The organism is Kribbella sp. DT2, from assembly GCF_049844575.1.
In the GTDB taxonomy this organism is placed as follows: Bacteria; Actinomycetota; Actinomycetes; order Propionibacteriales; family Kribbellaceae; genus Kribbella.
The window spans coordinates 609,724-630,594 of sequence record NZ_JBNCLH010000005.1 but is presented as its reverse complement, the minus strand read 5'-3'; the positions used below and the strand labels follow the sequence as shown (position 1 = coordinate 630,594).

The following is a 20,871-nucleotide window of genomic DNA, read 5'->3' as shown; positions in this document are numbered from 1 at the left end:
CGCGGGACCCTCGATCGGGAGGGGCGATCCTCCAGCGTTCGGGGCAGAACCTGGAGGATCCTCTAGTCGAGCGTGCGGAACAGCAGACCGACGCGCGGCTTGGGACCGAACGAGGTCGCCTTCTGCGGGAGGACGATGCCGCGCACGGCCGACTGGAGCACCTGGTCCAGCTGCGGCGCTACGAGCTCCACGGCGGCCTGTGACGGTCCGGCCAGGGCCAGTGCGTCGCTGAGCGCGTGGTGGAAGGTCACGTCGTCCACAGCGACGCCCCACGCGGGCAGCAGTTCCTCGTGGAGCAGGGCGACGGTCGGCTCGACCCGGTGGGCTGTGGAGCGCAGGGTGACCCAGGAGGTCCCGTCGGAGACTGCAACCCGGTCCGGTACGCCGTCGATGCGTCCGGGGAGCACCTCCCAGCTGTGCGGCGTACGGCGTTCCACTAGCTCCAGCGACAGGCCCGGCACGAGCCGGTGGATCGGGTCGAGGGTCAGGGGGTGCCGGTCGTTGTCGACGAGCATGGCAAGACCTACTGCAGTGCCCGGGCGGTTCGGCTCGCGCCTGGCCCGCTCCAGGTACGCCGCGTACCGGTGGTGGCCGTCGGCGATCAGCGCCTCGTGCTGGGCCAGCTCGGCAGCGATCATCGCCAGCTGCTCGGGGTCCTCGATCCGCCAGATGCGGTGGTGCGCGCCGTTCTCGGTGTCGGCCACCAGCCACGGGTCGCCCGACCGGGCCGCGTCGACGGCGTCACTGGCCGCGCCACCACCGCCGTACGCGAGCAGGATCGGCTCCAGGTCCGCGTCGGTCGCGGTCATCAGCTCGAACCGGTCATCGACCCACTGCTGCATCACGTTCTCGTGCGGAAGCACCACCCGGCGCTCCGGGTCGAGCACGAGCGCGCCGACCAGTCCGCACAGCACAGCACCCCGGAACTGCTGCTCGTAGACGTACAGCGCGGGCCGGCTGTCCTGGATGACGACCCCCGCCTGCTGCCAGTCGACCAGGCGCCGCGCGGCACCGTCGTACCGGCTGGAGCCGAGGTCGGGGTCGCGTGGAAGGATGAGCCTCACCATGTTGTGCAGATCAGAGTCAGTCAGCCGCCGGACCAGAGCCGGTTCCAGCACGTCGTACGGCGGCGACGTGACCGCACCGAGCGCACTCACCTTGCCCGCGACGAACCGCCAGGCCCGCAACGGATCGAGGCGCAGGGTGGCATCAGGCATGGGCGGCATCGTACGGGGGGACCGATGACTGGCAAGCGCGAATCACCAGCACCACTGTCCGCTTGTGACGAACCGCTCGCCAGTCGGTACGACGTGGCGCTGCTGGATCTCGACGGCGTCGTCTACGTCGGGCCGGACCCGGTCCCGGACGCGCCGGAGAACCTGCGCAAGGCCGCGAAGGAAGGCCTGCGGATCGGGTACATCACCAACAACGCGAGCCGGCCGGCCGCGGTCGTCGCCGAGCACCTCGCGTCGTTCGGGCTGGACGTGATCGCGGAGGACGTCGTCACCTCGGCACAGGCCGCGGCGAAGCTGATCGCGGAGGAGTTCCCCAAGGGGTCGCCGGTGCTCGTGGTCGGTGGCGAGGGGCTGACCTCGGCGCTCGAGGAGTACGAGATGTTGCCCGTCCGGTCGAGCGACGCGCACCCGGTCGCGGTGGCGCAGGGGTTCCACCCGGACGTGAGCTGGGTGATGCTCGCGGACGGCGCGCACGCGATCAACGAGGGCGCGAAGTGGTACGCGACGAACCTCGACCTGACGATCCCGACCGCGGGCGGGATGGCGCCGGGGAACGGGACGCTGGTGCAGGCGATTCGCGCCGCGGTCGAGGTGGATCCGGTGGTGGCCGGGAAGCCCGAGCCGCCGCTGCTGGAGACGAGCATCGAGCGGTTGAAGGCGAAGAAGCCGCTGATGATCGGCGACCGGCTCGACTCCGACATCGCCGGCGCGCACGCGGTCGGGATCGCGAGCCTGTGGGTGGCGACCGGGGTGCACGACGCGCACGACCTCGCGCGGGCGCCGAAGGACCAGCGGCCGACGTACATCGCTCCTGATCTGAGCGCGCTGGCGCAGAAGCAGCCGGGGGTTTCCGTCGACGGGGCCAAGCACACGTGTGAGGGCTGGACCGCCGAGGTCGTGAGCGGGGCCGTGGCGATCAAGGGCGAAGGGGAGCCGTACGACGGGCTGCGGGCGATCCTGTCCGCGGTCTGGGCGGCGACCGACGAGCCCACGGGGAAGGCCAAGCCGGCGGCGAAGGCGGTCGGGCGCGGCAGGCGGCCGTTGCCGAAGCCGGGGCCGGCGCTGGGGTCGATCGCCATCGACGCGGCGCTGCATCGGGTGGGCTTGGACAAGTAGGGACCGTGAACAGGAAGTCGGGGCCTGGGACAGGAAATAGCCTGTCCCAGGTCCCGGCTTCCTGTTCACGGTGCCGGGTTCTGGCCGGGTGGTCGGGGTGGCGAGGGGCGTCCGGGGTGGTGTAACGGGGCGAGCGCGATACCGTGGCGGGGACGACGCGAGGAGGCAGACATGGTGATGGACGCACTGCGCGGCTACGTACAGCTGGCGAACGGGCTGACCGAGGTGACTCGGCAGCGGGCGCAACAGGCGGCGAAAGCGCTGCTGCAGCAGACCGGGGCCGACGCGCTGACGTCCGGGCTGACCACCAAGGTCACCGACCTCGCGGACGAGATCGTTGCTACCAGCAAGAGCAACCGGCAGCTGCTGCAGGCGATCGTGGCGAACGAGGTCGAGGGCGCGGTGTCGCGGCTCGGTTTCGTCCGTCAGGAAGAGGTCGGCGTGCTGAGCCGGCGGGTGGACAGGCTCGAGAAGGACCTGGTCGAGGCGCGTTCGGCTGCATCTGCTGCCGCGACGACCGCTGCTGCCGCGGCGCGACCGGCTGCCGCGGGCGGTGGGGCCGCTGGTGATCCGCTCGCTCCTGCGAAGTCGAGCAAGCGGCCGGCGGTGAAGAAGGTCGCCGCGAAGAAGGCGCCGGCCAAGGCCGCGGTGAAGAAGACGGCTGCGCAGAAGACGGCTGCGCAGAAGACGGCCAAGAAGGCTCCGGCGAAGAAGGCGTGACGTGACCGAACACCCCGGTGAGCAGGTTTCGCCTGCCTTCGACCCCGACGTCGAGCCCGGTTTCGACCCCGAGCCGACCGAGCGCCCGGTGCCCGACTACGACACCGAGCCGGAGCCCGAGGACACCGAACAGACCTTCGCGGCCTCGCTGGAGGAAGCTGCCCGCGCGGAAGCCGAGCGGCTGGCCGAGGCGGAGTTCCAGGCTGAGCTGGAAGCCGAAGAGTCCGAACGCCGAGCCGAAGCCGAACTGATGGCCGAGCTCGAGGCGGAAGAAGCAGCGAAGTCCCAGCCGGAGCAAGCACCTGCTCCCAGCCCCGCAGCACCTGCGGCGTACACCCCGAGGCCGACCCCGCCTGCGGTGGAGGGCTTTCAGCAGGTGTCGGCGGACGGTACGCCTGTCCAGCCGCGCCCGGCGCCGCCTGCGGTGGAGGGCTTTCAGCAAGTGTCAGCAGACGGTACGCCGGTCGCGCAGCCCCGGCCGCCGGTGAGCATGCCCCCGCGCCCGGCGCCGCCTGCCGTGCCTGGGTTCCAGCAGGTCTCGCGGGACGGCACGCCGGTGCAGCCGCGCCCGACGCCGCCGGCGGTGCCTGGCTTCCAGCAGACCACCGCGGACGGCTCGCCCATGGCGCAGCCGCGCCCGACGGCCCCTGTGGTGGAGCAGAGTGCGTACGAAGAGGCGCGCGGTGACGTCAGCCCGGCGCCGGTGGAGCGTTCCTACGACTCCGACGACGACGGGGTGCATCCGTTGGTCGAGGAGACGATGGCGCGGCTCGACGGGCTGCGGGAGTTGCCGGTGGGTGAGCACGCGGAGGTCTACGCCGAGCTGCACGAGCGGTTGCAGGCGGCGTTGGTGGAGGCGGACGCCGAACCGGGCGACCGGGGCTGACCGGAGCTGTGGCCAAGGGAGGCGTCAAGCGGTCTCGGCTCGATGCGGAGCTGGTACGGCGTGGGCTGGCTCGCTCTCGGGAGCATGCGAGTGAGCTGGTCACGGCCGGGAAGGTGAAGGTCGCGGGCACCATCGCGACCAAGCCGGCCACCGGCGTCGGAGCCGACGCGGCGATTCTCGTCGACACGTCCGAGACCGACGACCCGGGCTACGCGAGCCGCGGCGCGCACAAGCTGATCGGCGCGCTGGAGGCCTTCACCGGCGTACAGGTGAAGGGCCGCCGCTGCCTCGACGCGGGCGCGTCGACCGGCGGCTTCACCGATGTACTGCTGCGCAACGACGCCCAGAGCGTGATCGCCGTCGACGTCGGCTACGGCCAGCTCGTCTGGGCCCTGCAGACCGACGACCGCGTGACCGTGATGGATCGGACCAACGTCCGCACCCTCACTCTCGAGGCGATCGGCGGCGACCCGGTCGACCTGGTCGTCAGCGACCTCAGCTTCATCTCGCTCACCTTGGTGATGCCGGCGCTGCTCGGCGTGGTCAAGACCGACGGCGACCTGGTGCTGATGGTGAAACCGCAGTTCGAGGTCGGCAAGGAGCGGCTCGGCAAGGGCGGCGTCGTCCGTGACCCGGAGCTGCGCGCCGACGCGGTTCGCGGAGTCGCTGCGAAGGCGGCCCAACTGGGCTGGGGCGTCGAGGGCGTGGCGGCCAGCCCGCTGCCCGGTCCGTCCGGAAATGTCGAGTACTTCCTGTGGATACGGCGTTCCGCACCGCCTCTCGATGAGACGATGCTCCTGGAAGCCGTGCAGAACGGCCCCCAATGAGCAGAAAGCAGGTCCGCGTGGTTGAGCCGGTCGTCACCGAGCCGCGGCGCGTCCTGCTGGTCACGCACACCGGCCGTGACCTGGCCGTCGAGGTCGCCCGGCAGACGCACCAGTTGCTGACCGAGGCCGGCATCATCGTGCGGCTGGTCGGCGCGGAGGCCGCTGAGCTCGACCTGCACCCGGTCGAGATCGCCGACGACACCGACCAGGCGGCCCAGGGCGTCGAGCTGATCATTGTGCTCGGCGGCGACGGCTCGATCCTGCGTGGCGCCGAGCTGGCCCGTCCGCACGGTACGCCGGTGCTCGGCGTCAACCTGGGCCACGTCGGCTTCCTGGCCGAGGCCGAGGTGGACGACCTGGAGCGGATCGTCGAGGTCGTGGTCGACCGCAGCTACACGGTCGAGGAGCGGATGACGCTCGCCGTCGACGTGTACGTCGGCGACGAGCTGATCTTCGACACCTGGGCGCTGAACGAGGCCTCGGTGGAGAAGGCCGCGCGGGAGAAGATGCTCGAGGTGCTGGTCGAGGTCGACGGCCGCCCGCTGTCGCGCTGGGGCTGCGACGGCGTCGTCCTGGCGACCCCGACCGGCAGTACGGCGTACGCGTTCTCGGCCGGTGGTCCGATCGTCTGGCCGGACGTCGAGGCGATCCTGCTGGTCCCGCTCAGCGCGCACGCGCTGTTCTCCCGCCCGATCGTGGTCGCGCCGAACTCGCAGCTCATGGTCGAGCTGGTCGCGGCCTGGCACGGTCGTGGTGTGCTGTGGTGCGACGGGCGCCGGATGGTCGAGGTGCCACCGGGTGCCCGGATCCAGGTCCGTCGCGGCAAGACCCCGGTCCGGCTGGCCCGGGCGCACGAGGCGCCGTTCACCGACCGGCTGGTGGCGAAGTTCGACCTGCCGGTGCTCGGTTGGCGCGGCGCGGCCGAGCACCGCCGCAAAAGAAGTGCACAAGAGGAGATCTAGACAGATGCTCTCGGAGATCCGCATCACCGGCCTGGGCGTGATCGAGGACGCCACGCTGGAGCTCGATCCGGGCTTCACCGCGGTCACCGGCGAGACCGGCGCGGGCAAGACGATGGTCGTGACCGGGGTGAACCTGCTGCTCGGCGGCCGCGCCGACAGCGGCCTGGTCCGGCACGGCGTCCGGCGGGCGCGGGTCGAGGGCCGGGCGAGCAACGTGCCGCGCTCGATCGTGCAGCAGGCCGAGGACCGTGGCGGCGAGCTGGACGACGACGAGCTGCTGATCGCGCGCGAGCTGTCGTCGGAGGGCCGCTCCCGGGCGTTCCTGGGCGGTGCGTCGGTGCCCGTGAGCATTCTGGCGGAGGTCTCGGGCGATCTGGTCGCGATCCACGGGCAGGCCGACCAGTGGCGGCTGCTCCAGCCGGCGCGGCAGCGGGAGACGCTGGACACCTTTGCGGGCAAGCCGGTGCTGGCTCCGCTCGGCGAGTACACGACGGCGTACCGGCGGCACCGGGAGGTCGAGGCCGAGCTGACCGAGCTGACGACCCGGCAGCGCGACCGCCTGGCCGAGGCGGATCTGCTGCGCTTCGGGCTGGACGAGATCGCCAAGGCCGAGCCGCTGCCTGGTGAGGACGTGGAGCTGGCCGCTGAGGAGGGCAGGCTCGCGTACGCCGACGGACTCCGTACGGCCGCAACGACCGCAGGCGAGGCGCTGGCGTCGGAGGACCTGGAGTCGACCCGGCCGGGCGACGTACTGGGCCTCCTGTCGCTGGCCAAGCAGGTGCTCGACGGCGAGCGCGAGCACGACCTGAAGCTGGCGGAGCTGGCTGACCGGGCCGGAGAGCTTGGCTACCTGGCGGCAGACCTGGCCGGTGAGCTTTCGTCGTACGTGGCTGATGTCGACACCGACCCGGCGCGGCTGGCGGTCGTCAGCGAGCGCCGGAGTCTGCTGACCGGTCTCGTGCGCAAGTACGGCGACACCGAGGGCACCGTCGACGAGGTGATCGCGTGGACCAAGCGGTCCGCCGAGCGCCTGCTGGAGCTGGACGGCAGCGACGAACGGGTCGAGCAGCTGACTGCTGAGCGCGGCGAGCTGCAGGCGCAGCTGGCGGAGCTGGGCGGCACGATCGGCGCGGCCCGCCGGGAGGCGGCGGCGCGGCTCGGGGTCGCGGTGTCGGAGGAGCTGAGCGGGCTGGCGATGCCGCACGCGACGCTGACCGTCGAGGTGCACGAGACGACGCCGGGCCCGTACGGCGCGGACGAGATCGAGTTCTGCTTCGCGGCGAACCCGGGCAGCCCGGCCCGCCCGCTGCAGAAGGCGGCGTCCGGCGGTGAGCTGTCGCGCGTGATGCTGGCGCTCGAGGTGATCCTGTCCGACACCCACCCGGTGCCGACGCTGGTCTTCGACGAGATCGACGCCGGGATCGGCGGCCGGGCCGCGGTCGAGGTCGGCAAGCGGCTGGCCCGGCTGGCGGAGAAGGCGCAGGTCATCGTGGTCACCCACCTGCCGCAGGTGGCCGCGTTCGCGGATCGCCATGCCGTCGTACTGAAGAGTGACGACGGTTCGGTCACCACCAGCGGCCTGGTCGCGCTCGACGACGAAGCCCGCCTGAAGGAGCTGTCGCGGATGATGGCCGGCTTGGAGAACTCCGACGCCGCCCAGGCCCACGCCGAGGAACTGCTGGCGCTGGCTGCTGAGCGTCGTACGAAGCCCAAGCGGAAGAAGCGCTAGACCCGGGCCGGCACGCGGGCCGGGTGGAAGAAGCCGCGCGCGGAGCCGGTCCAGAGCAGGGCGATCGTGATCAGCTGGACGACGCCGAGCACGGGCACGACGGCGTGGAACAGGGGCGAGGTCGACCACGAGACCAGGCTGAAGAGGATCGACAGGGCCTGCGAGACGGTCGCCAGGCGTCGGGTCCACGGCTTGCCGGTGGCGAGTTTCAGCACCAGGAACGCACAGAGCAGCAGCAGGAGACTGTGGAATACCGTTGCCGAGGTCAGGGCGACCCGAACAGAGTCGTCGACGGTCGCCGGGCCGAAGTCCGGGTGCTGAGCGACGATCTCCGCGCGCAGCGAGTCCTGCCGGGCCCACAGGACGATCGGGATCACGAGATGGCTCGCCGCGGTGACGGCGAGCAGAGCGCGGGAGAGCTGAACGTTCCGGGGGATCATCGTTGTCTCCTTCGAGCTTGACGTTGGCTGGTCGGTGCTCGCGGACCGTCGCCGGCCGCGTGGTGATCGGCCCAGGTGGTGTTGAGCAGCTCGACCGCCTGGAGCGTGGCCTCGACCTGCTTGTCGGTCCAGTCGGCGATGACGCTGGTGAACGCCGCCGTACCGGCGTCCGTGGCGGCCTGCAGAGCCTGCCGCCCGGCCGAAGTCGGCCTGGCCAGGAAGGTCCGCGCGTCGGCGGGATCGACGGTCAGTTCGATCTGCCCGGCGTCCTCGAGCGCCGCCAGGTGACGGCTGACGGCCGAAGAGGTCAGGGCCAGCTCGGTGGCCAGCTCGCCGGGGCGAACCGGTGCACGATCCGTCACGGTCGCCAGCACCTTGATCCGGACCAGGTCGAGCTTGCGCGAGATCCGGCGATGACCGGTGTCGATCAGGTCCATCACCGCGCGGGCCAGTTCCTGCCTATCATTTCGTTGCGCCACGAAAAGAAAATACCACACCCGGCGCTCCTTCGAAGGAATGATTTAACGCTGCGTCACCCGGGTACCTGTCGATGAATACGCTCTCCCGGCCGGTAATGGCTCGGGAGGGGGCTCTTGACATGGCAGGATGAGAGCGCGATGAAACTGCCCAGCCTGCGTAGAGCACGCCCCGCTGAGCTGCCCGGGATCGCCGGAGTGGTTCGGCTCGACCGGCGTACCAAGAATCTCACCAAACGGCTGAAGCCGGGGGAGATCGCCGTCATCGACCATGTCGACCTGGACCGGGTCAGCGCCGAGGCGCTGGTCGACTGCCAGGTCGCGGGGGTGGTGAACGTCGCCGACTCGATCAGCGGCCGCTACCCCAACCTGGGTCCGGAGATCCTGGTCGAGGCCGGCATCCCGCTGGTCGACGGGATCGGCCGCGAGGTCTTCTCGGTCCTGCACGAGGGCGAGCGGGTCCGCCTGCACGACGGGGTGCTGTACCGCGGCGAGGAAGCGGTCGCCAAGGGCGTCGTCCAGGACAGCGAGACCGTCGCTCAGTCGATGGACGACGCGCGCGCCGGCCTGTCGACCCAGCTCGAGGCGTTCACCGCGAACACCCTGGAGTACCTGCGCCGCGAGCGGGACCTGCTGCTCGACGGCGTCGGCGTACCGGCCGTGCACACCGCGATGGACGGCCGGCACGTGCTGATCGTCGTCCGTGGCTACGACTATCGCGAGGACCTCGTCGCGCTGCGGCCGTACATCCGCGAGTACCGCCCGGTCCTGATCGGGGTCGACGGCGGCGCCGACGCCCTGGTCGAGAACGGCTACGTCCCGGACCTGATCGTCGGCGACATGGACTCGGTCTCGGACGAGACGCTGAAGTGCGGCGCCGAGGTGGTCGTGCACGCCTACCGGGACGGCCGCGCGCCGGGCTCGGAGCGGCTGGAGCGGCTCGGGGTGGACTCGATCGAGTTCCCCGCGGCCGGGACCAGCGAGGACGTCGCGATGCTGCTGGCCGACTCCAAGGGTGCGTCGCTGATCGTCGCGGTCGGCACCCACAACTCACTGATCGAGTTCCTGGACAAGGGACGCGCCGGGATGGCCAGCACGTTCATCACCCGGTTGCGGGTCGGTGCGAAGCTGGTGGACGCCAAGGGTGTCGGCCGGCTGTACCGCAGCCGCGTCTCCACCTTCCAGATGGTCGCGCTGATCGCGTCCGGGCTGTTCGTGCTCGGGGTGGCGATGGTCGCCATCGGGGCCGACGACATCCTGTGGTCGATCCTGCGAGCGCGCTGGAACGAAATCTACTTCCACATCCGGGAGCTGTTCACGTGATCGACTTTCGCTACCACATCGTCTCGATCGTGGCGATCTTCTTCGCCCTCGGAGCCGGCGTGGTGCTCGGTGCCGGCCCGCTGAAGGGCACCGCCTCGCAGGTCGTCGCCGACCAGGCCGAACGGGACCGGACCGCGCTGGAGCAGGCGCGGGCGGACGCGATCCAGGCCAAGTCGCTGGACAAGTACCGCGACGACTACGTGGCCAAGGTGACCGCGGGGCTGACCGACGGCAAGCTGGCGAACCAGAAGGTCGCGATCATCACCCTGCCGACCGCCGAGGGCGAGATGACCAACGCGGTCCAGGACTCGCTGGAGAAGGCCGGCGCCCAGGTGACCACCCGCGTCGCGCTGGACCCCAAGCTGTTCGACCAGGGGCAGCGTCAGCTGATCGAGCCGCTGGTGAACGAGCTGGTCACGCCGGACGTCACCTTCCCAGCCGACAGCAACACCTACCAGCGGGCCGGCCTGATCCTGGCCCGCGGCGTGCTCGCGCACGACAACACCAAGCCCCTCGACCCCGAGTCGACCAAGATCCTCAGTGGGCTGTCGGACTCCAAGCTGGTCTCGGTGAAGCCGACCCCGAAGGACCGGGCCAACCTGGTCGTCGTGATCGCCGCCAAGCCGCCGACGCCGCTCCCGGACAACTCGTCGTACGCCGACACCGTCGACTTCGTCGAAGGCCTCGACCTCGGCAGCTCCGGCGCGGTCCTCGCCGGGGCGCCGGAGAGCGCGCACGACGGCGGGCTGCTGAAGGCGATGCGCGGCGACAACGACGCCACCAAGATCGTCTCCTCGGTGGACGTCGCGAACATGCCGAGCGGCCAGGCCACGATCGTCTTCGCCCTGGTCGAGCAGGCCGGCGGCAAGGCCGGCCAGTACGGCGGGGTCGACGCGAAGAACGGTGTCGCACCGTCCGCGGTGCAGGCGAAGGAGAACTGATGGGCCTGCTCGGAGCGGTCGTCGCGGCCGCGGCCACCGCGGGGCTGGAGCGTGCTGCAGCGTCGCTCCCGAAGGAGCAGCGGGCGCCGTTCGAGCGGACGAACCACCGCGGCGAGACGGTCACGCTGCTGGAGGGACCGGTCGCCGTACTGGGTGCGTTGGCCGGTGTCGCGGCCGGGTCCGGCAGCGGCCGGGTCAAGGCCGCCGCGTTGCTGGCCGGCTCGGTGTCGGGTGCTGTCGGCGCGTACGACGACCTCGCGGGAGCCACGGAAACCAAGGGGTTTCGGGGTCACCTGTCGGCGCTGAAGCGCGGCGAGGTGACCAGCGGTGCGGTGAAGATCCTCGGCGTCGGCGCGGCCGGGCTTGCTGCCGCGGCCTTGCTGCCGCGGTCGGCGAAGGGCGTTGGCGCGGTCGCGGAGATCGTTGCCGACGGCGCCTTGATCGCCGGGACGGCAAACCTCGCGAACCTGCTCGACCTGCGTCCTGGCCGCGCCCTGAAAGCGATCGCCACGGTCAGCGCGCCGGTCGCCAGTGGGCCTGCCGGCGCCGTGGTCGGCGCTGCTGTCGCTTCCGCTCCGTCGGACCTCGGCGAGCGGTCGATGCTCGGTGACTGCGGAGCCAACGGACTGGGCGCGATCACCGGTACGGCGCTGGCGGCGTCGCTGCCGCGGCCGCTGAAGGTGCTGGCGCTGGGCGCGGTCGTCGCGCTCAACCTGGCCAGCGAGAAGGTCAGCTTCACCAAGGTGATCGCCGGCAACCCGACGCTCGACAAGATCGACCAGTGGGGCCGACGGCCCCGGTGAGCGGCTCGGTCTCGCCGGCTCGACCCCGGTGAGCGCCGGGGGACGCATCGCCCGCGCCGCACTGCTGGTCGCGGGCGTCACGGTGCTCGCACGGGCGGTCGGGTTCGCTCGCTGGCTGGTCTTCTCCAAAACTGTCGGTGCCGGTTGCCTGGCCGAGGCCTACGCCACGGCCAACCAGCTGCCCAACGTGCTCTTCGAAGTGGTTGTCGGCGGTGCGCTCGCCGGCGCCGTCATCCCGATCCTCGCCGGTCCGGTGGCCCGTGGTGACAGGGCTGCCCAAGGCCGGATCATCGGTGCGTTGCTGACCTGGTCGCTGGTGCTGCTGACCCCCTTCGCCTTGCTGGCTTGGCTTCTGGCGTCGCAGTACACGTCGGCGATGCTCGACTCCGACGACTGTGCTTCGAGCGCGACGGCCACGCGCATGCTGGTGATCTTCGTACCGCAGATCTTCGGCTACGCCATCGCCGTGGTCGCGACGGCGGTTCTCCAGTCCCACAAGCGGTTTGCGGCCGGTGCGCTGGCTCCGCTGATCTCCAGCCTGGTCGTTGTCGCGACCTACTTCGTCTTCGCGGTCGAAGCGCCTGTGGCCGACCAGGCGTCGCGCGGTGCGGCCGACCTGCTCGCGTGGGGGACTACTGCCGGCGTACTGGCGCTGGCGCTGACCGTGCTCGTCCCCATGCTGCTGCTGCGCTTGCCGATCCGTCCGACCCTCCGGCTGGACCCAGGGGTCGGACCGGTCCTGCGCAAGCTCGCTGCAGCAGGCCTCGCCGTACTGGTCGCGCAGCAGGTCGCCTTCCTCGTCACCACCTGGCTGGCCAACCACCGTGGCGTTCAGGGCAGCATCGCGGTCTACACCTGGGCCAACGCGGTCTACCTGCTGCCGTACGCCGTACTGGCCGTGCCGATCACCACCGCGGTCTTCCCCCGCCTGGCAGCGGCCTTCGAGTCCAAGGACGAGCCAGCCTTCGCCCTGTACGGCGCAACCTCCACGCGGGCAGTCATGCTCGCAGGGGGTGCCGGTGCGGCCCTGCTGGTCGGCACTGCGATCCCGGTGGCCCGCATCTTCGCGTACGACGACGGGCGGGTGCAGGAGGCCCAGGCGTCGTCACTCGCCAACGGACTGGTCGCGTTTGCTCCGGCGATCATCGGGTTCGCCGTGCTGATGCACGCCGGGCGCATCCTGTACGCCCGGCACTCGGGTCGCTCGGTCGCGCTGGTCACCGGTGGAGCCTGGCTGCTCGTAGCCGTTGCCGGACTGGTCCTGACGCTGGAGTGGGACGCCGTACCTGCTCTGGCTGCTGCCATGTCCGTTGGCATGCTCTCCGGTGCGGTTGTCCTGCTGGTGGTGTTGCAGCGGGTTGCTGGAGCTGGTGTGCTGCAGGGGCTGTCCCGGGCGACTGTTGCTGCAGTGGTCGGTGCTGCTCTGGCCGGTACGGCCGGCTGGCTCGTGTCGCTGCCGGCTGACGACGGAGGCTGGGGGAGTGCGCTGCTGTTCGCCGTACTGTCCGGGCTGGCTGTCGTGATCGTGTACGCCGTGGTCGCCGTACTGGTTGACCGTCCGGATGCCCGGGCGCTGCTGCGCCGGGGTGTCCCAACCGTGGTGGAGGAGAAGCAATGAGGATCGGCCTGCTGCTGGCGGAGTCGCGTGGGGGGATCGGCCAGCACGTCGCCTCCCTGGTCCCGCGCTACCTGGCGGCCGGTCACGACGTCGTGGTCTGCGCACCGCCGGGCACGGCCGAGCACTTCGACTTCGGTGACGCCACAGTGGTCACGACCACCGTGGGCCTGCGGGGCTCCGACGTGGTCCACGCCCACGGGTACCGGGCCGGCATGGCGGCCCTGCGCGACAGGTCCCACCTGCGGCCGCTGGTGGTCACCTGGCACAACGCCGTGATCGCACCAGGGCCTCGCGGCCTCGTGATGCGGCTGGGACAGCGCCTGGTGGCCCGTGGCGCCGACTTGACGCTCGGTGCGTCCACTGACCTGGTCGACCTCGCCCGACGCCTTGGAGCCCGTCAGGCGCGCCTCGCGCCCGTCGCGGCTCCAGCCATCCCGGAGGTCCGTACGCCGTCCGCAGCCGTCCGTGAGGAGCTGGGCATCGGTGACGCGCCCCTGGTGCTCACCGTGGGCCGGCTGGCGCCGCAGAAGGACTACCCGACGCTGCTGTCGGTCGCGGCCGAGGTGGCGAAGACCGAGCCGGGTGTGGTGTTCGCCGTGGTCGGCGACGGGCCGCTGCGGGACAACCTGCAGGCCCGGATCGACGCCGAGAGCCTGCCGGTCCGCCTGCTCGGGCACCGCAACGACGTCGCGGACCTGCTCGGCGCGGCCGACGTCTTCCTGCTCACCTCGCACTGGGAGGCCCGGGCGCTGGTGCTGCAGGAGGCGCTGCAGGTCGGCGTACCGGCGGTGGCGACCGCTGTCGGCGGCGTACCGGAGCTGGTCGGCGACAGCGCGATCCTGGCTTTCCCCGGCGACACGCGCGGGCTCGCGGACGGCGTACGGAAACTTCTTTCCGAGCCGGAAGAGGCCGCTCTACGGCGGGCGGAAGGCCTTCAGCTGGCCGCCGGATGGCCGGACGAAGACGCTGTCGGGAAGTTTCTGCTGGACATCTACGCGGGGCTCGTCGCGACCACTGCTTGACAGCAGGTAGGCTGAAGGCCCGTGGACAGGGCTTCGAATTCCCAGCAGACCAAGCACGTATTCGTCACCGGCGGTGTGGCCTCCAGTCTCGGCAAGGGGCTGACAGCGTCCAGCCTCGGCAGTCTGCTGACGGCACGGGGCATCCGGGTGACCATGCAGAAGCTGGATCCGTACCTCAACGTGGATCCCGGCACCATGAACCCGTTCCAGCACGGCGAGGTGTTCGTCACCAACGACGGCGCCGAGACCGACCTGGACATCGGGCACTACGAGCGCTTCCTCGACCGCGACCTGTCGCAGGTCGCCAACGTGACCACCGGGCAGATCTACAGCTCGGTGATCGCCAAGGAGCGCCGCGGCGAGTACCTGGGCGACACCGTCCAGGTGATCCCGCACATCACCAACGAGATCAAGGACCGGATGCTGGCGATGGCCGGCCCCGACGTCGACGTGGTGCTGCACGAGATCGGCGGCACCGTCGGTGACATCGAGTCGCTGCCGTTCCTCGAGGCGGCCCGGCAGGTCCGGCACGACGTCGGCCGCGACAACGTGTTCTTCCTGCACATCTCGCTGGTGCCCTACATGGCGCCCAGCGGGGAGCTGAAGACCAAACCGACCCAGCACTCGGTCGCCGCGCTGCGCTCGATCGGTATCCAGCCCGACGCGATCGTCTGCCGTGCCGACCGGCCGATCCCGGACGCGGTCAAGCGCAAGATCTCGCTGATGTGCGACGTCGACGTGGAGGCCGTCGTGGCCGCCGTCGACTCGCCGAGCATCTACGACATCCCGAAGGTGCTGCACTCCGAGGCGCTCGACGCGTACGTCGTACGGCGGCTGAACCTGCCGTTCCGCGACGTCGACTGGACCCGCTGGGACGAGCTGCTGCGCGTCGTGCACCACCCGAAGGACCAGGTCACCGTCGCGCTGGTCGGCAAGTACATCGACCTGCCGGACGCGTACCTCTCGGTCGCCGAGGCGCTGCGCGCGGGCGGCTTCGACAACGACGCCAAGGTGAACCTGCGCTGGGTCGCCTCCGACGAGGCCGCCACGCCGGAAACGGCCGCGAAGCTGCTCGGCGACGTGGACGCGATCTGCATCCCCGGTGGTTTCGGGGTGCGCGGCATCGAGGGCAAGATCGGCGCGATCCGGTACGCCCGGGAGAACGGCATCCCGATCCTCGGGCTGTGCCTGGGCCTGCAGTGCATGGTGATCGAGGTGGCCCGCGACCTGGCCGGCCTGATCGACGCGAACTCCAGCGAGTTCGACCCCGACGCCACGCAGCCGGTGGTGGCGACGATGGAGGAGCAGAAGCACATCGTCTCCGGCTCCGGTGACCTCGGCGGCACGATGCGGCTCGGCCTCTACCCGGCGAACCTTGCCGACGGGTCGATCGTCCGCGACCTGTACGGCGCACCGTCGGTGCAGGAGCGGCACCGGCACCGCTACGAGGTCAACAACGCCTACCGCGACAAGCTGGAGAACGCCGGGCTGGTGTTCTCCGGGCTGTCGCCGGACAACGAGCTGGTCGAGTTCGTCGAGCTGGACAAGGCGCTGCACCCGTTCTTCGTCGCCACCCAGGCGCACCCGGAGCTGCGGTCGCGGCCGACCAAGCCGCACCCGCTGTTCTCGGGCCTGATCGCCGCTGCGCTGGTCCGCCAGCGTGAGTCGCGGCTGCCGGTCGAGGAGGTCCCGGCGGCCACCAAGGAGCCGGTGAAGGCCGGCGCCGCCAAGGCCAAGGCCCGATGACAGAGGCTGGTGCTGACGCTGCCGAGCTGCGGTTCGGTAGCGGGCTGGCTGATGTGCCGACCTCCTGGGAGGTGAGCTCCTCGGAGACCGTGCACGCGACCGGCCGCGTGATCTCCGTACGGCGGGACCAGGTGGTCCCGCCTGCCGGCGGCGAGCCCTTCACCCGCGACGTCGTCGTCCACCCGGGCGCGGTCGGCGTGGTCGCGCTCGACGAGAACCACCGGATGCTGCTGGTCCGCCAGTACCGGCACCCGGTCGGCTACCGGCTGCTCGAGCCGCCCGCGGGGCTGCTCGACGTACAGGGTGAGGCTTACCGGCTCGGGGCCGAGCGGGAGCTGTGGGAGGAGGCCGCGACCAAGGCCGCCGACTGGCGGGTGCTCGTGGACGCCTTCACCTCACCCGGGCTGACGACCGAGGCGGTGCGCATCTTCCTGGCGCGCGACCTCTCGCCGGCCGACGAGGTGTACGACCGGCTGCACGAGGAAGCCGACATGGAGACGGTCTGGGCGCCGCTCGAGGACGTCGTCAAGGCGGCACTGGCCGGCGACCTGCACAACCCGATCCTGGTGATGGGCTCGCTGGCCGCCTGGACCGCACTCAACGGCGACGGCTTCGACGCCCTCCGCCCGGCCGACTCACCGTGGCCCGCCAAGGACCACTGACGATCAGGCGTTGCGCTGCTCGACCAGCTCCTGCGTCGATTCCTGGTACGCCGTAGCGGCGCGGGCGAAGTAGTCGAACAGGAGCGCCTGCTGCTCGGGCGGGTAGCTCGTGATCACCGCGCCGAGCCGCCGGCGCGCGCCCGCGACGGCCTTGGTGACACCCTCCGGGGCCTCCGCCATCTCGACGATCACCTTGCGGCGGTCGGCCGGGTCGTGGACCCGGCGGACGTGTCCGCCCTTCTCCAGCCGATCGATCAGCCGCGTGGTCGCGCCGGTCGTCAGGCCCGTCCGGGTCGCCAGTTCACCTGAGGTCAGGGCGCCTTCGAGGTCGAGCAGGTTGAGCGTGAAGTAGTCGGTCGCGTTGAGCCCGGCGGCCTCGGCGCTGGTGAGGCTGTGCAGCACCATCGAGCTCAGGTAGCGCCGGAACACCGCGCTGGACTCTTTCCTGGTTGACATCGGCGGTCTCCCCTCGGCTAGTATCTGCATCAGTGCAGATACTTACTCGATACAACTACTGACTGGGAGAAGCTATCATGACCGACACCACGCGGGGCGAGCTCGAGGTTCGCCAGGTGCTGGACCGGCTGGCGGAGAGCTGGAACCGCGGCGACGCCACGGCGTACGGCGAGAACTTCACCGAGGACGCCACGTACGTCACGTTCGTCGGGACCGTCTACCGCGGCCGGGCCGACATCGCGGCCGGGCACGCGGCACTGTTCGGCAAGTTCCTCAAGGGCACGAAGCTGTACTCCGAGGTGCTCGACGTGCGGCTGTACGGCGAGCGCGCGGCGATCGTGGTGACCCGCGGTGATGTCGCCAAGAAGAAGCCCGCGACCTTGGCGAAGGTGCAGACCTACACGCTGGTCCGCGAGGGCGACGGCCGGTGGCGGATCGCCGCCTTCCACAACACCAAGCACGCTCGCCTGATGGAGGCGGTCTCGTTCCGTTTCCTGCCGGCCAGCGCTCCGCTGGCGACACGGTGACGTTAGTGGCGGGCCCCCGGGAGTCGTCGGCAACGAGCGCAGCACCTCGCCCGTCGGCAGGCTTCCCGGAGGCCCGCTCTCGTGTTCGAGTATATGTTCGAATACTGCGTGAGTGCAAGTCAGGCCGGACGGCGGCAGGAGTACGCCACGGCGTCGCGGCCGATCCGCGTGACGATCAGCGTCGCGGACCGCGATCCCTTCGGTGAGAGCTTCTTCCGCAGGACCGCCGGGTCGAGATCGACGCCGCGCTTCTTGATCTCGAGCGTCCCGATGTCGTTGGTCCGGACCCACGATTTCAGGGCCTTCTCCTTGTAGGGCAGCGTCTCGATCATCTCGTACGCCGACGCCAGCGCCGTCTCCACCAGGAACGGCCCGGTCACGTAGGCGATCCGCGGGTCGAGCAGCCAGCCGTCGACCTCTGCCGCGACGGCCGTGACCAGACCGGCGCGCACCACGGCGCCGTCCGGCTCGTAGATGTACTGGCCGACCGGCCCGACCTGAGCCTCGGGTGCTCCGGCAATCGACGCTCCACTCGGCAGGAGCGTCGCCCGGCGCGCGGCACCGCCGTACAGCTTGCCGGACCACAGCGCGGCCTCCTTGACCTCACCGGCGTCGCTGACCCACTCCGCCTCGACCCCCTCCGGTACGGCGTCGTGCGGGATCCCCGGTGCGACCTTCACGCAGGCCGTGCCCTCCAGCAGCGAGCTGATGAACGACCAGGGCGGCGAGTACGCGTTGTGGTCGAAAACGCGCCTCCCGTCCGCCCGTCGAGCCGGGTCGGCGAAGACCACCTCGTACGGCGTGAGGTCCTGTTCCTCCGCGTCGCCGAGCAGCACCTCACCGGACAGGCCCAGCGCAGACAGGTTGGCCGCAGCGGCGGCAGCCGTCGCCGGGTCGCGCTCGACGCCAGTGACTCGCAGGCCGGCGCGTGCTGCGCTGATGAGGTCGCCGCCGATCCCGCAGCCCAGGTCAATGACCGACGACCCGGGTAGGGCTGATGCGATCCGCGCAGAGCGGTGTGCGGCGACTGTGGTGCGAGTGGACTGCTCCAGCCCGTCCGGGGTGAAGTACATCCGGGCCGCGTCGTCCGCGCCGAACTTGGCGACTGCCCGTTGCCTCAACGATGCCTGCGTGACCGCGGCGGTGACCACCGCAGCGTCGTACCGGCGGCGGAGTTGCTCGACCAGCTTCAGCTCGCCACCGGGGGAGAAGGCCGCGCAGGCCTCAGCCAGTACGACGGATCCCGCTGGGGTGAGCAGTGCGGTGATCGAGTCGGGTGTCACGCGCTCATTGTGCGCTACTGACTCCGGCGTCGCTGCACGTAGATGCGGTTGCTCGCAGGTCCCGTCCACTCCATCCGTACGACGCCCGGCACCGCCGCCTCGTCGCGGCGTGACGGGTCGGCCCAGTAGCCGAAACGCGGATTGCGGAAGAATGTCGCCCACAGCTGTCTGTCGGCGTCCGCGAAGATGTTGTTGTGACCGGCGCCGACGCCTGCGGTCCACCGTTGCGAGTAGGGGCCTTCGAAGTGGTCGGAGACTGCCATCACCGCGTTGTAGTGGTACTGCTGCCGGCCCGGGCCGGCCGGGTCGTAGGCATGCCGGGTGGCGCCGTCCGCGGCGGTCGAGACCCGGTCCCAGGCGGCGTGGAGCAGGTAGTACTTGCGCCCGTGCTTGAACACGTAGGACCCCTCGAGATAGGGCTCCGGCGGGTACGGGCACTGCTGGAACGTCGGCAGGCCGGTGGTAGGGACGATGTCCTCCATGTCGTCCCGGAACTTCGCGTACACGTGGTTGTGCAGCACCAGCCACGCGTCGCCGCCCTCGGAGTAGAGGCTGCCGTCGATGTGGTGGTAGGCGCCGGGCGCGACGATCTCCGGCCCGCTGGCCAGTGGGTCCCCGAACGGCTTGTCGAGGTTGCCCTCGGCAACCCGGTACGGGCCCTCCACGCCGCCTTCGCTGACGAGGAGGAACGAGCCGACCTTGCGGGAGGGGTCGCCCATGCAGGCCACGATGTACCAGGTGTCACGGAAGTAGTGCAGCTCGGGAGCCCAGACGTTTCCCCGCTTGCCGAGCTCTTCGTCGCTCCAGTACTCCTGCCACCCGGCGACGACGGTGCGCCCGGGCCGGTTCTCCCCGGCGAACTCCGGGGACCACACCTTGCCCTTTTCCGCGTCCGGCCGGATACCGGTCGTGTCGGCGAGCCGCCACGGCCCGCGCAACGAGGACGCGACCCACACGAACAGACCGTCGTTCCAGGACGACGAGCCGCCGGGGTCGGCGGGGCGGGTGGTGCCGGTGGCGACGTACAACGGCCGGCCGTCGACGACGAAGCAGTTGACATAGGTGTCCCGCATCCACACCCGCCCGAGCTCCTCGTCGCGAGGGCGGAGCTCGAGCGGGAGGATGAACGAGTTGTCCTCGCGCGGCCACAGATCCGGCCGAATGTCGGCCAGGCCGTACGGCTCGAGTTCAGGCCAGGGGGTGGGGTGACGCGGCTTCGTCGGGGTGCCGGTCGCGGCGTCCGAGGGGAGGGCGGCCGCGCCCACAGCACCGGCCAGGCCGGTCAGTACCGAGCGTCGTCCGACCGGGGAACCGTGCTCGTTGCTGGTCATGCGGAGTCATCTCCTTCGCCGACGTCCGAGCACTGTAGAGGACGGCGAATTTTTTTGACAAGGCTCCGGAAAAATTCGGTTGCTCACAGCGAGCTGTAGCAGCCGGTGCTCCAGATGCTCTTGGCCGAGTGGTAGAGCCGCCAGTTCATCGCCGAGCGGGTCTGAGGTCCGTAGATGCCGTCCGCGGCGAGCTTGTGGCGCTGCTGCACCTGCTTGAGGACCGCGCGGGTGTTGCCGCCGTACACGCCGTCGACCGTGAGCTTCGAGCCGTAGCAGTAGTTCAGGTTCCGCTGGAGGGTGCGGATGGCGGTGTCCGGGTCGCCGAACCGCTCGTTGCCGCGCTGCGGGTCGTCGCCGTACTTGAGGTTGCAGCGGGTGCTGCTGCTCTCCCAGACCGACGGCGCCGGCACGCCCCACCCGGCGTTCCCGACCGGGACGAGCCTGGCGCTCCGGCACTGCTCCAACGCGGCTGCCGCGGCAGCACTCCGTACGCCGGCCTCACCCGCCGCCCCAGTCACGTCTGCCGGTGCCGGCTCAGGCGCGGCCGGCGCCCCCGCGCCCTGGGGTGTGCTCTTGTCGTCGGAGTGGCCGCCGGCGGCGGCCACGCCCACGGCGATCGGACTGACCACCAGCGCCACGATCGCGACCAGGGCCTTGCCCGACGGTTTCTTCAACGCGAGGCGGAGTTTCATCTGGGCTCCTCGGACTCGTGGTCGCTCAGACCAAACGGTCCCACGTCGTACGGCCTGCGCCCAGCCCTCGGTCGCG

21 protein-coding genes are annotated in these 20,871 nt (G+C 70.7%); 14 read left to right on the top strand and 7 right to left on the bottom strand.

Annotated elements, in window-relative coordinates; translation table 11 throughout:
• Positions 1-62: 62 nt before the first annotated feature.
• Complete coding sequence (locus ACLQ2O_RS24535) at positions 63-1,217, bottom strand: DUF1015 domain-containing protein (protein WP_425835246.1); 1,155 nt, start codon at positions 1,215-1,217, stop codon at positions 63-65.
• A gap of 24 nt (positions 1,218-1,241) precedes the next feature.
• On the opposite strand from ACLQ2O_RS24535, the gene ACLQ2O_RS24530 reads away from it, so the two are divergent.
• From ACLQ2O_RS24530 to recN, 6 genes are all read left to right on the top strand, one after another.
• Positions 1,242-2,351, top strand: a complete 1,110-nt coding sequence (locus tag ACLQ2O_RS24530; protein ID WP_425835244.1) for an HAD-IIA family hydrolase — start codon at positions 1,242-1,244, stop codon at positions 2,349-2,351.
• A gap of 171 nt (positions 2,352-2,522) precedes the next feature.
• The gene (locus tag ACLQ2O_RS24525; protein ID WP_425835242.1) at positions 2,523-3,071 is read left to right on the top strand and encodes a phasin family protein; all 549 of its coding nucleotides are present in this window, start codon (positions 2,523-2,525) and stop codon (positions 3,069-3,071) included.
• Between the two features lies 1 nt (position 3,072).
• Positions 3,073-3,957 (top strand): hypothetical protein, encoded by an 885-nt coding sequence (locus ACLQ2O_RS24520; RefSeq protein WP_425835240.1) that lies wholly within the window; start codon positions 3,073-3,075, stop codon positions 3,955-3,957.
• Positions 3,958-3,965: 8 nt separating this feature from the next.
• Positions 3,966-4,784 (top strand): TlyA family RNA methyltransferase, encoded by an 819-nt coding sequence (locus ACLQ2O_RS24515; RefSeq protein ID WP_425835238.1) that lies wholly within the window; start codon positions 3,966-3,968, stop codon positions 4,782-4,784.
• Positions 4,781-5,746, top strand: a complete 966-nt coding sequence (locus ACLQ2O_RS24510; protein ID WP_425835236.1) for an NAD kinase — start codon at positions 4,781-4,783, stop codon at positions 5,744-5,746. Before ACLQ2O_RS24515 ends, ACLQ2O_RS24510 begins: the two co-directional genes overlap by 4 nt.
• Positions 5,747-5,750: 4 nt before the next feature.
• Positions 5,751-7,475 (top strand): DNA repair protein RecN, encoded by a 1,725-nt coding sequence (gene recN / locus ACLQ2O_RS24505; RefSeq protein WP_425835234.1) that lies wholly within the window; start codon positions 5,751-5,753, stop codon positions 7,473-7,475.
• Here recN and ACLQ2O_RS24500 read toward each other — a convergent pair.
• Complete coding sequence (locus tag ACLQ2O_RS24500) at positions 7,472-7,915, bottom strand: hypothetical protein (RefSeq protein ID WP_425835232.1); 444 nt, start codon at positions 7,913-7,915, stop codon at positions 7,472-7,474. The genes recN and ACLQ2O_RS24500 overlap by 4 nt on opposite strands.
• Entirely contained in the window at positions 7,912-8,394 is a 483-nt protein-coding gene (locus tag ACLQ2O_RS24495; protein WP_425835230.1) for a MarR family winged helix-turn-helix transcriptional regulator, read from the bottom strand. The genes ACLQ2O_RS24500 and ACLQ2O_RS24495 overlap by 4 nt, the downstream gene beginning before the upstream one ends.
• Positions 8,395-8,532: 138 nt before the next feature.
• Here ACLQ2O_RS24495 and steA point away from each other — a divergent pair, with 138 nt between their 5' ends.
• From steA to ACLQ2O_RS24460, 7 genes are read left to right on the top strand one after another with little or no spacing between them, the layout of a single operon-like run.
• Positions 8,533-9,714 (top strand): putative cytokinetic ring protein SteA, encoded by a 1,182-nt coding sequence (steA, locus tag ACLQ2O_RS24490; protein ID WP_425835228.1) that lies wholly within the window; start codon positions 8,533-8,535, stop codon positions 9,712-9,714.
• Positions 9,711-10,655, top strand: a complete 945-nt coding sequence (locus tag ACLQ2O_RS24485; RefSeq protein WP_425835226.1) for a copper transporter — start codon at positions 9,711-9,713, stop codon at positions 10,653-10,655. The genes steA and ACLQ2O_RS24485 overlap by 4 nt, the downstream gene beginning before the upstream one ends.
• Positions 10,655-11,458, top strand: a complete 804-nt coding sequence (locus ACLQ2O_RS24480; RefSeq protein WP_425835224.1) for a hypothetical protein — start codon at positions 10,655-10,657, stop codon at positions 11,456-11,458. Before ACLQ2O_RS24485 ends, ACLQ2O_RS24480 begins: the two co-directional genes overlap by 1 nt.
• A gap of 28 nt (positions 11,459-11,486) precedes the next feature.
• Positions 11,487-13,076 carry a murein biosynthesis integral membrane protein MurJ gene (gene murJ / locus ACLQ2O_RS24475; protein WP_425835219.1) on the top strand — a complete coding sequence of 530 codons (1,590 nt, stop codon included), beginning with the start codon at positions 11,487-11,489 and terminating at the stop codon, positions 13,074-13,076.
• Complete coding sequence (locus ACLQ2O_RS24470; protein WP_425835217.1) at positions 13,073-14,098, top strand: glycosyltransferase family 4 protein; 1,026 nt, start codon at positions 13,073-13,075, stop codon at positions 14,096-14,098. The genes murJ and ACLQ2O_RS24470 overlap by 4 nt, the downstream gene beginning before the upstream one ends.
• A gap of 21 nt (positions 14,099-14,119) precedes the next feature.
• Positions 14,120-15,844 (top strand): CTP synthase, encoded by a 1,725-nt coding sequence (locus ACLQ2O_RS24465; RefSeq protein ID WP_425835215.1) that lies wholly within the window; start codon positions 14,120-14,122, stop codon positions 15,842-15,844.
• The gene (locus ACLQ2O_RS24460; RefSeq protein ID WP_425835213.1) at positions 15,841-16,506 is read left to right on the top strand and encodes an NUDIX domain-containing protein; all 666 of its coding nucleotides are present in this window, start codon (positions 15,841-15,843) and stop codon (positions 16,504-16,506) included. The genes ACLQ2O_RS24465 and ACLQ2O_RS24460 overlap by 4 nt, the downstream gene beginning before the upstream one ends.
• Positions 16,507-16,509: 3 nt before the next feature.
• On the opposite strand, the gene ACLQ2O_RS24455 is transcribed toward ACLQ2O_RS24460, so the two are convergent.
• Positions 16,510-16,962 carry a MarR family winged helix-turn-helix transcriptional regulator gene (locus ACLQ2O_RS24455; protein ID WP_425835211.1) on the bottom strand — a complete coding sequence of 151 codons (453 nt, stop codon included), beginning with the start codon at positions 16,960-16,962 and terminating at the stop codon, positions 16,510-16,512.
• 77 nt (positions 16,963-17,039) lie between these two features.
• On the opposite strand from ACLQ2O_RS24455, the gene ACLQ2O_RS24450 reads away from it, so the two are divergent.
• Positions 17,040-17,489: an SgcJ/EcaC family oxidoreductase gene (locus ACLQ2O_RS24450; protein WP_425835209.1), complete on the top strand. Its 450-nt coding sequence runs from the start codon at positions 17,040-17,042 to the stop codon at positions 17,487-17,489.
• A gap of 119 nt (positions 17,490-17,608) precedes the next feature.
• Here the strand turns inward: ACLQ2O_RS24450 and ACLQ2O_RS24445 are convergent, their stop codons facing one another.
• From ACLQ2O_RS24445 to ACLQ2O_RS24435, 3 genes are all read right to left on the bottom strand, one after another.
• Positions 17,609-18,772: a THUMP-like domain-containing protein gene (locus tag ACLQ2O_RS24445; RefSeq protein WP_425835207.1), complete on the bottom strand. Its 1,164-nt coding sequence runs from the start codon at positions 18,770-18,772 to the stop codon at positions 17,609-17,611.
• Positions 18,773-18,786: 14 nt separating this feature from the next.
• A complete protein-coding gene (locus tag ACLQ2O_RS24440) occupies positions 18,787-20,103 on the bottom strand; it encodes a family 43 glycosylhydrolase (RefSeq protein WP_425835205.1) in 1,317 nt (438 codons plus the stop codon).
• 83 nt (positions 20,104-20,186) lie between these two features.
• Entirely contained in the window at positions 20,187-20,795 is a 609-nt protein-coding gene (locus ACLQ2O_RS24435; protein WP_425835203.1) for a peptidoglycan-binding domain-containing protein, read from the bottom strand.
• Positions 20,796-20,871 lie beyond the last annotated feature (76 nt).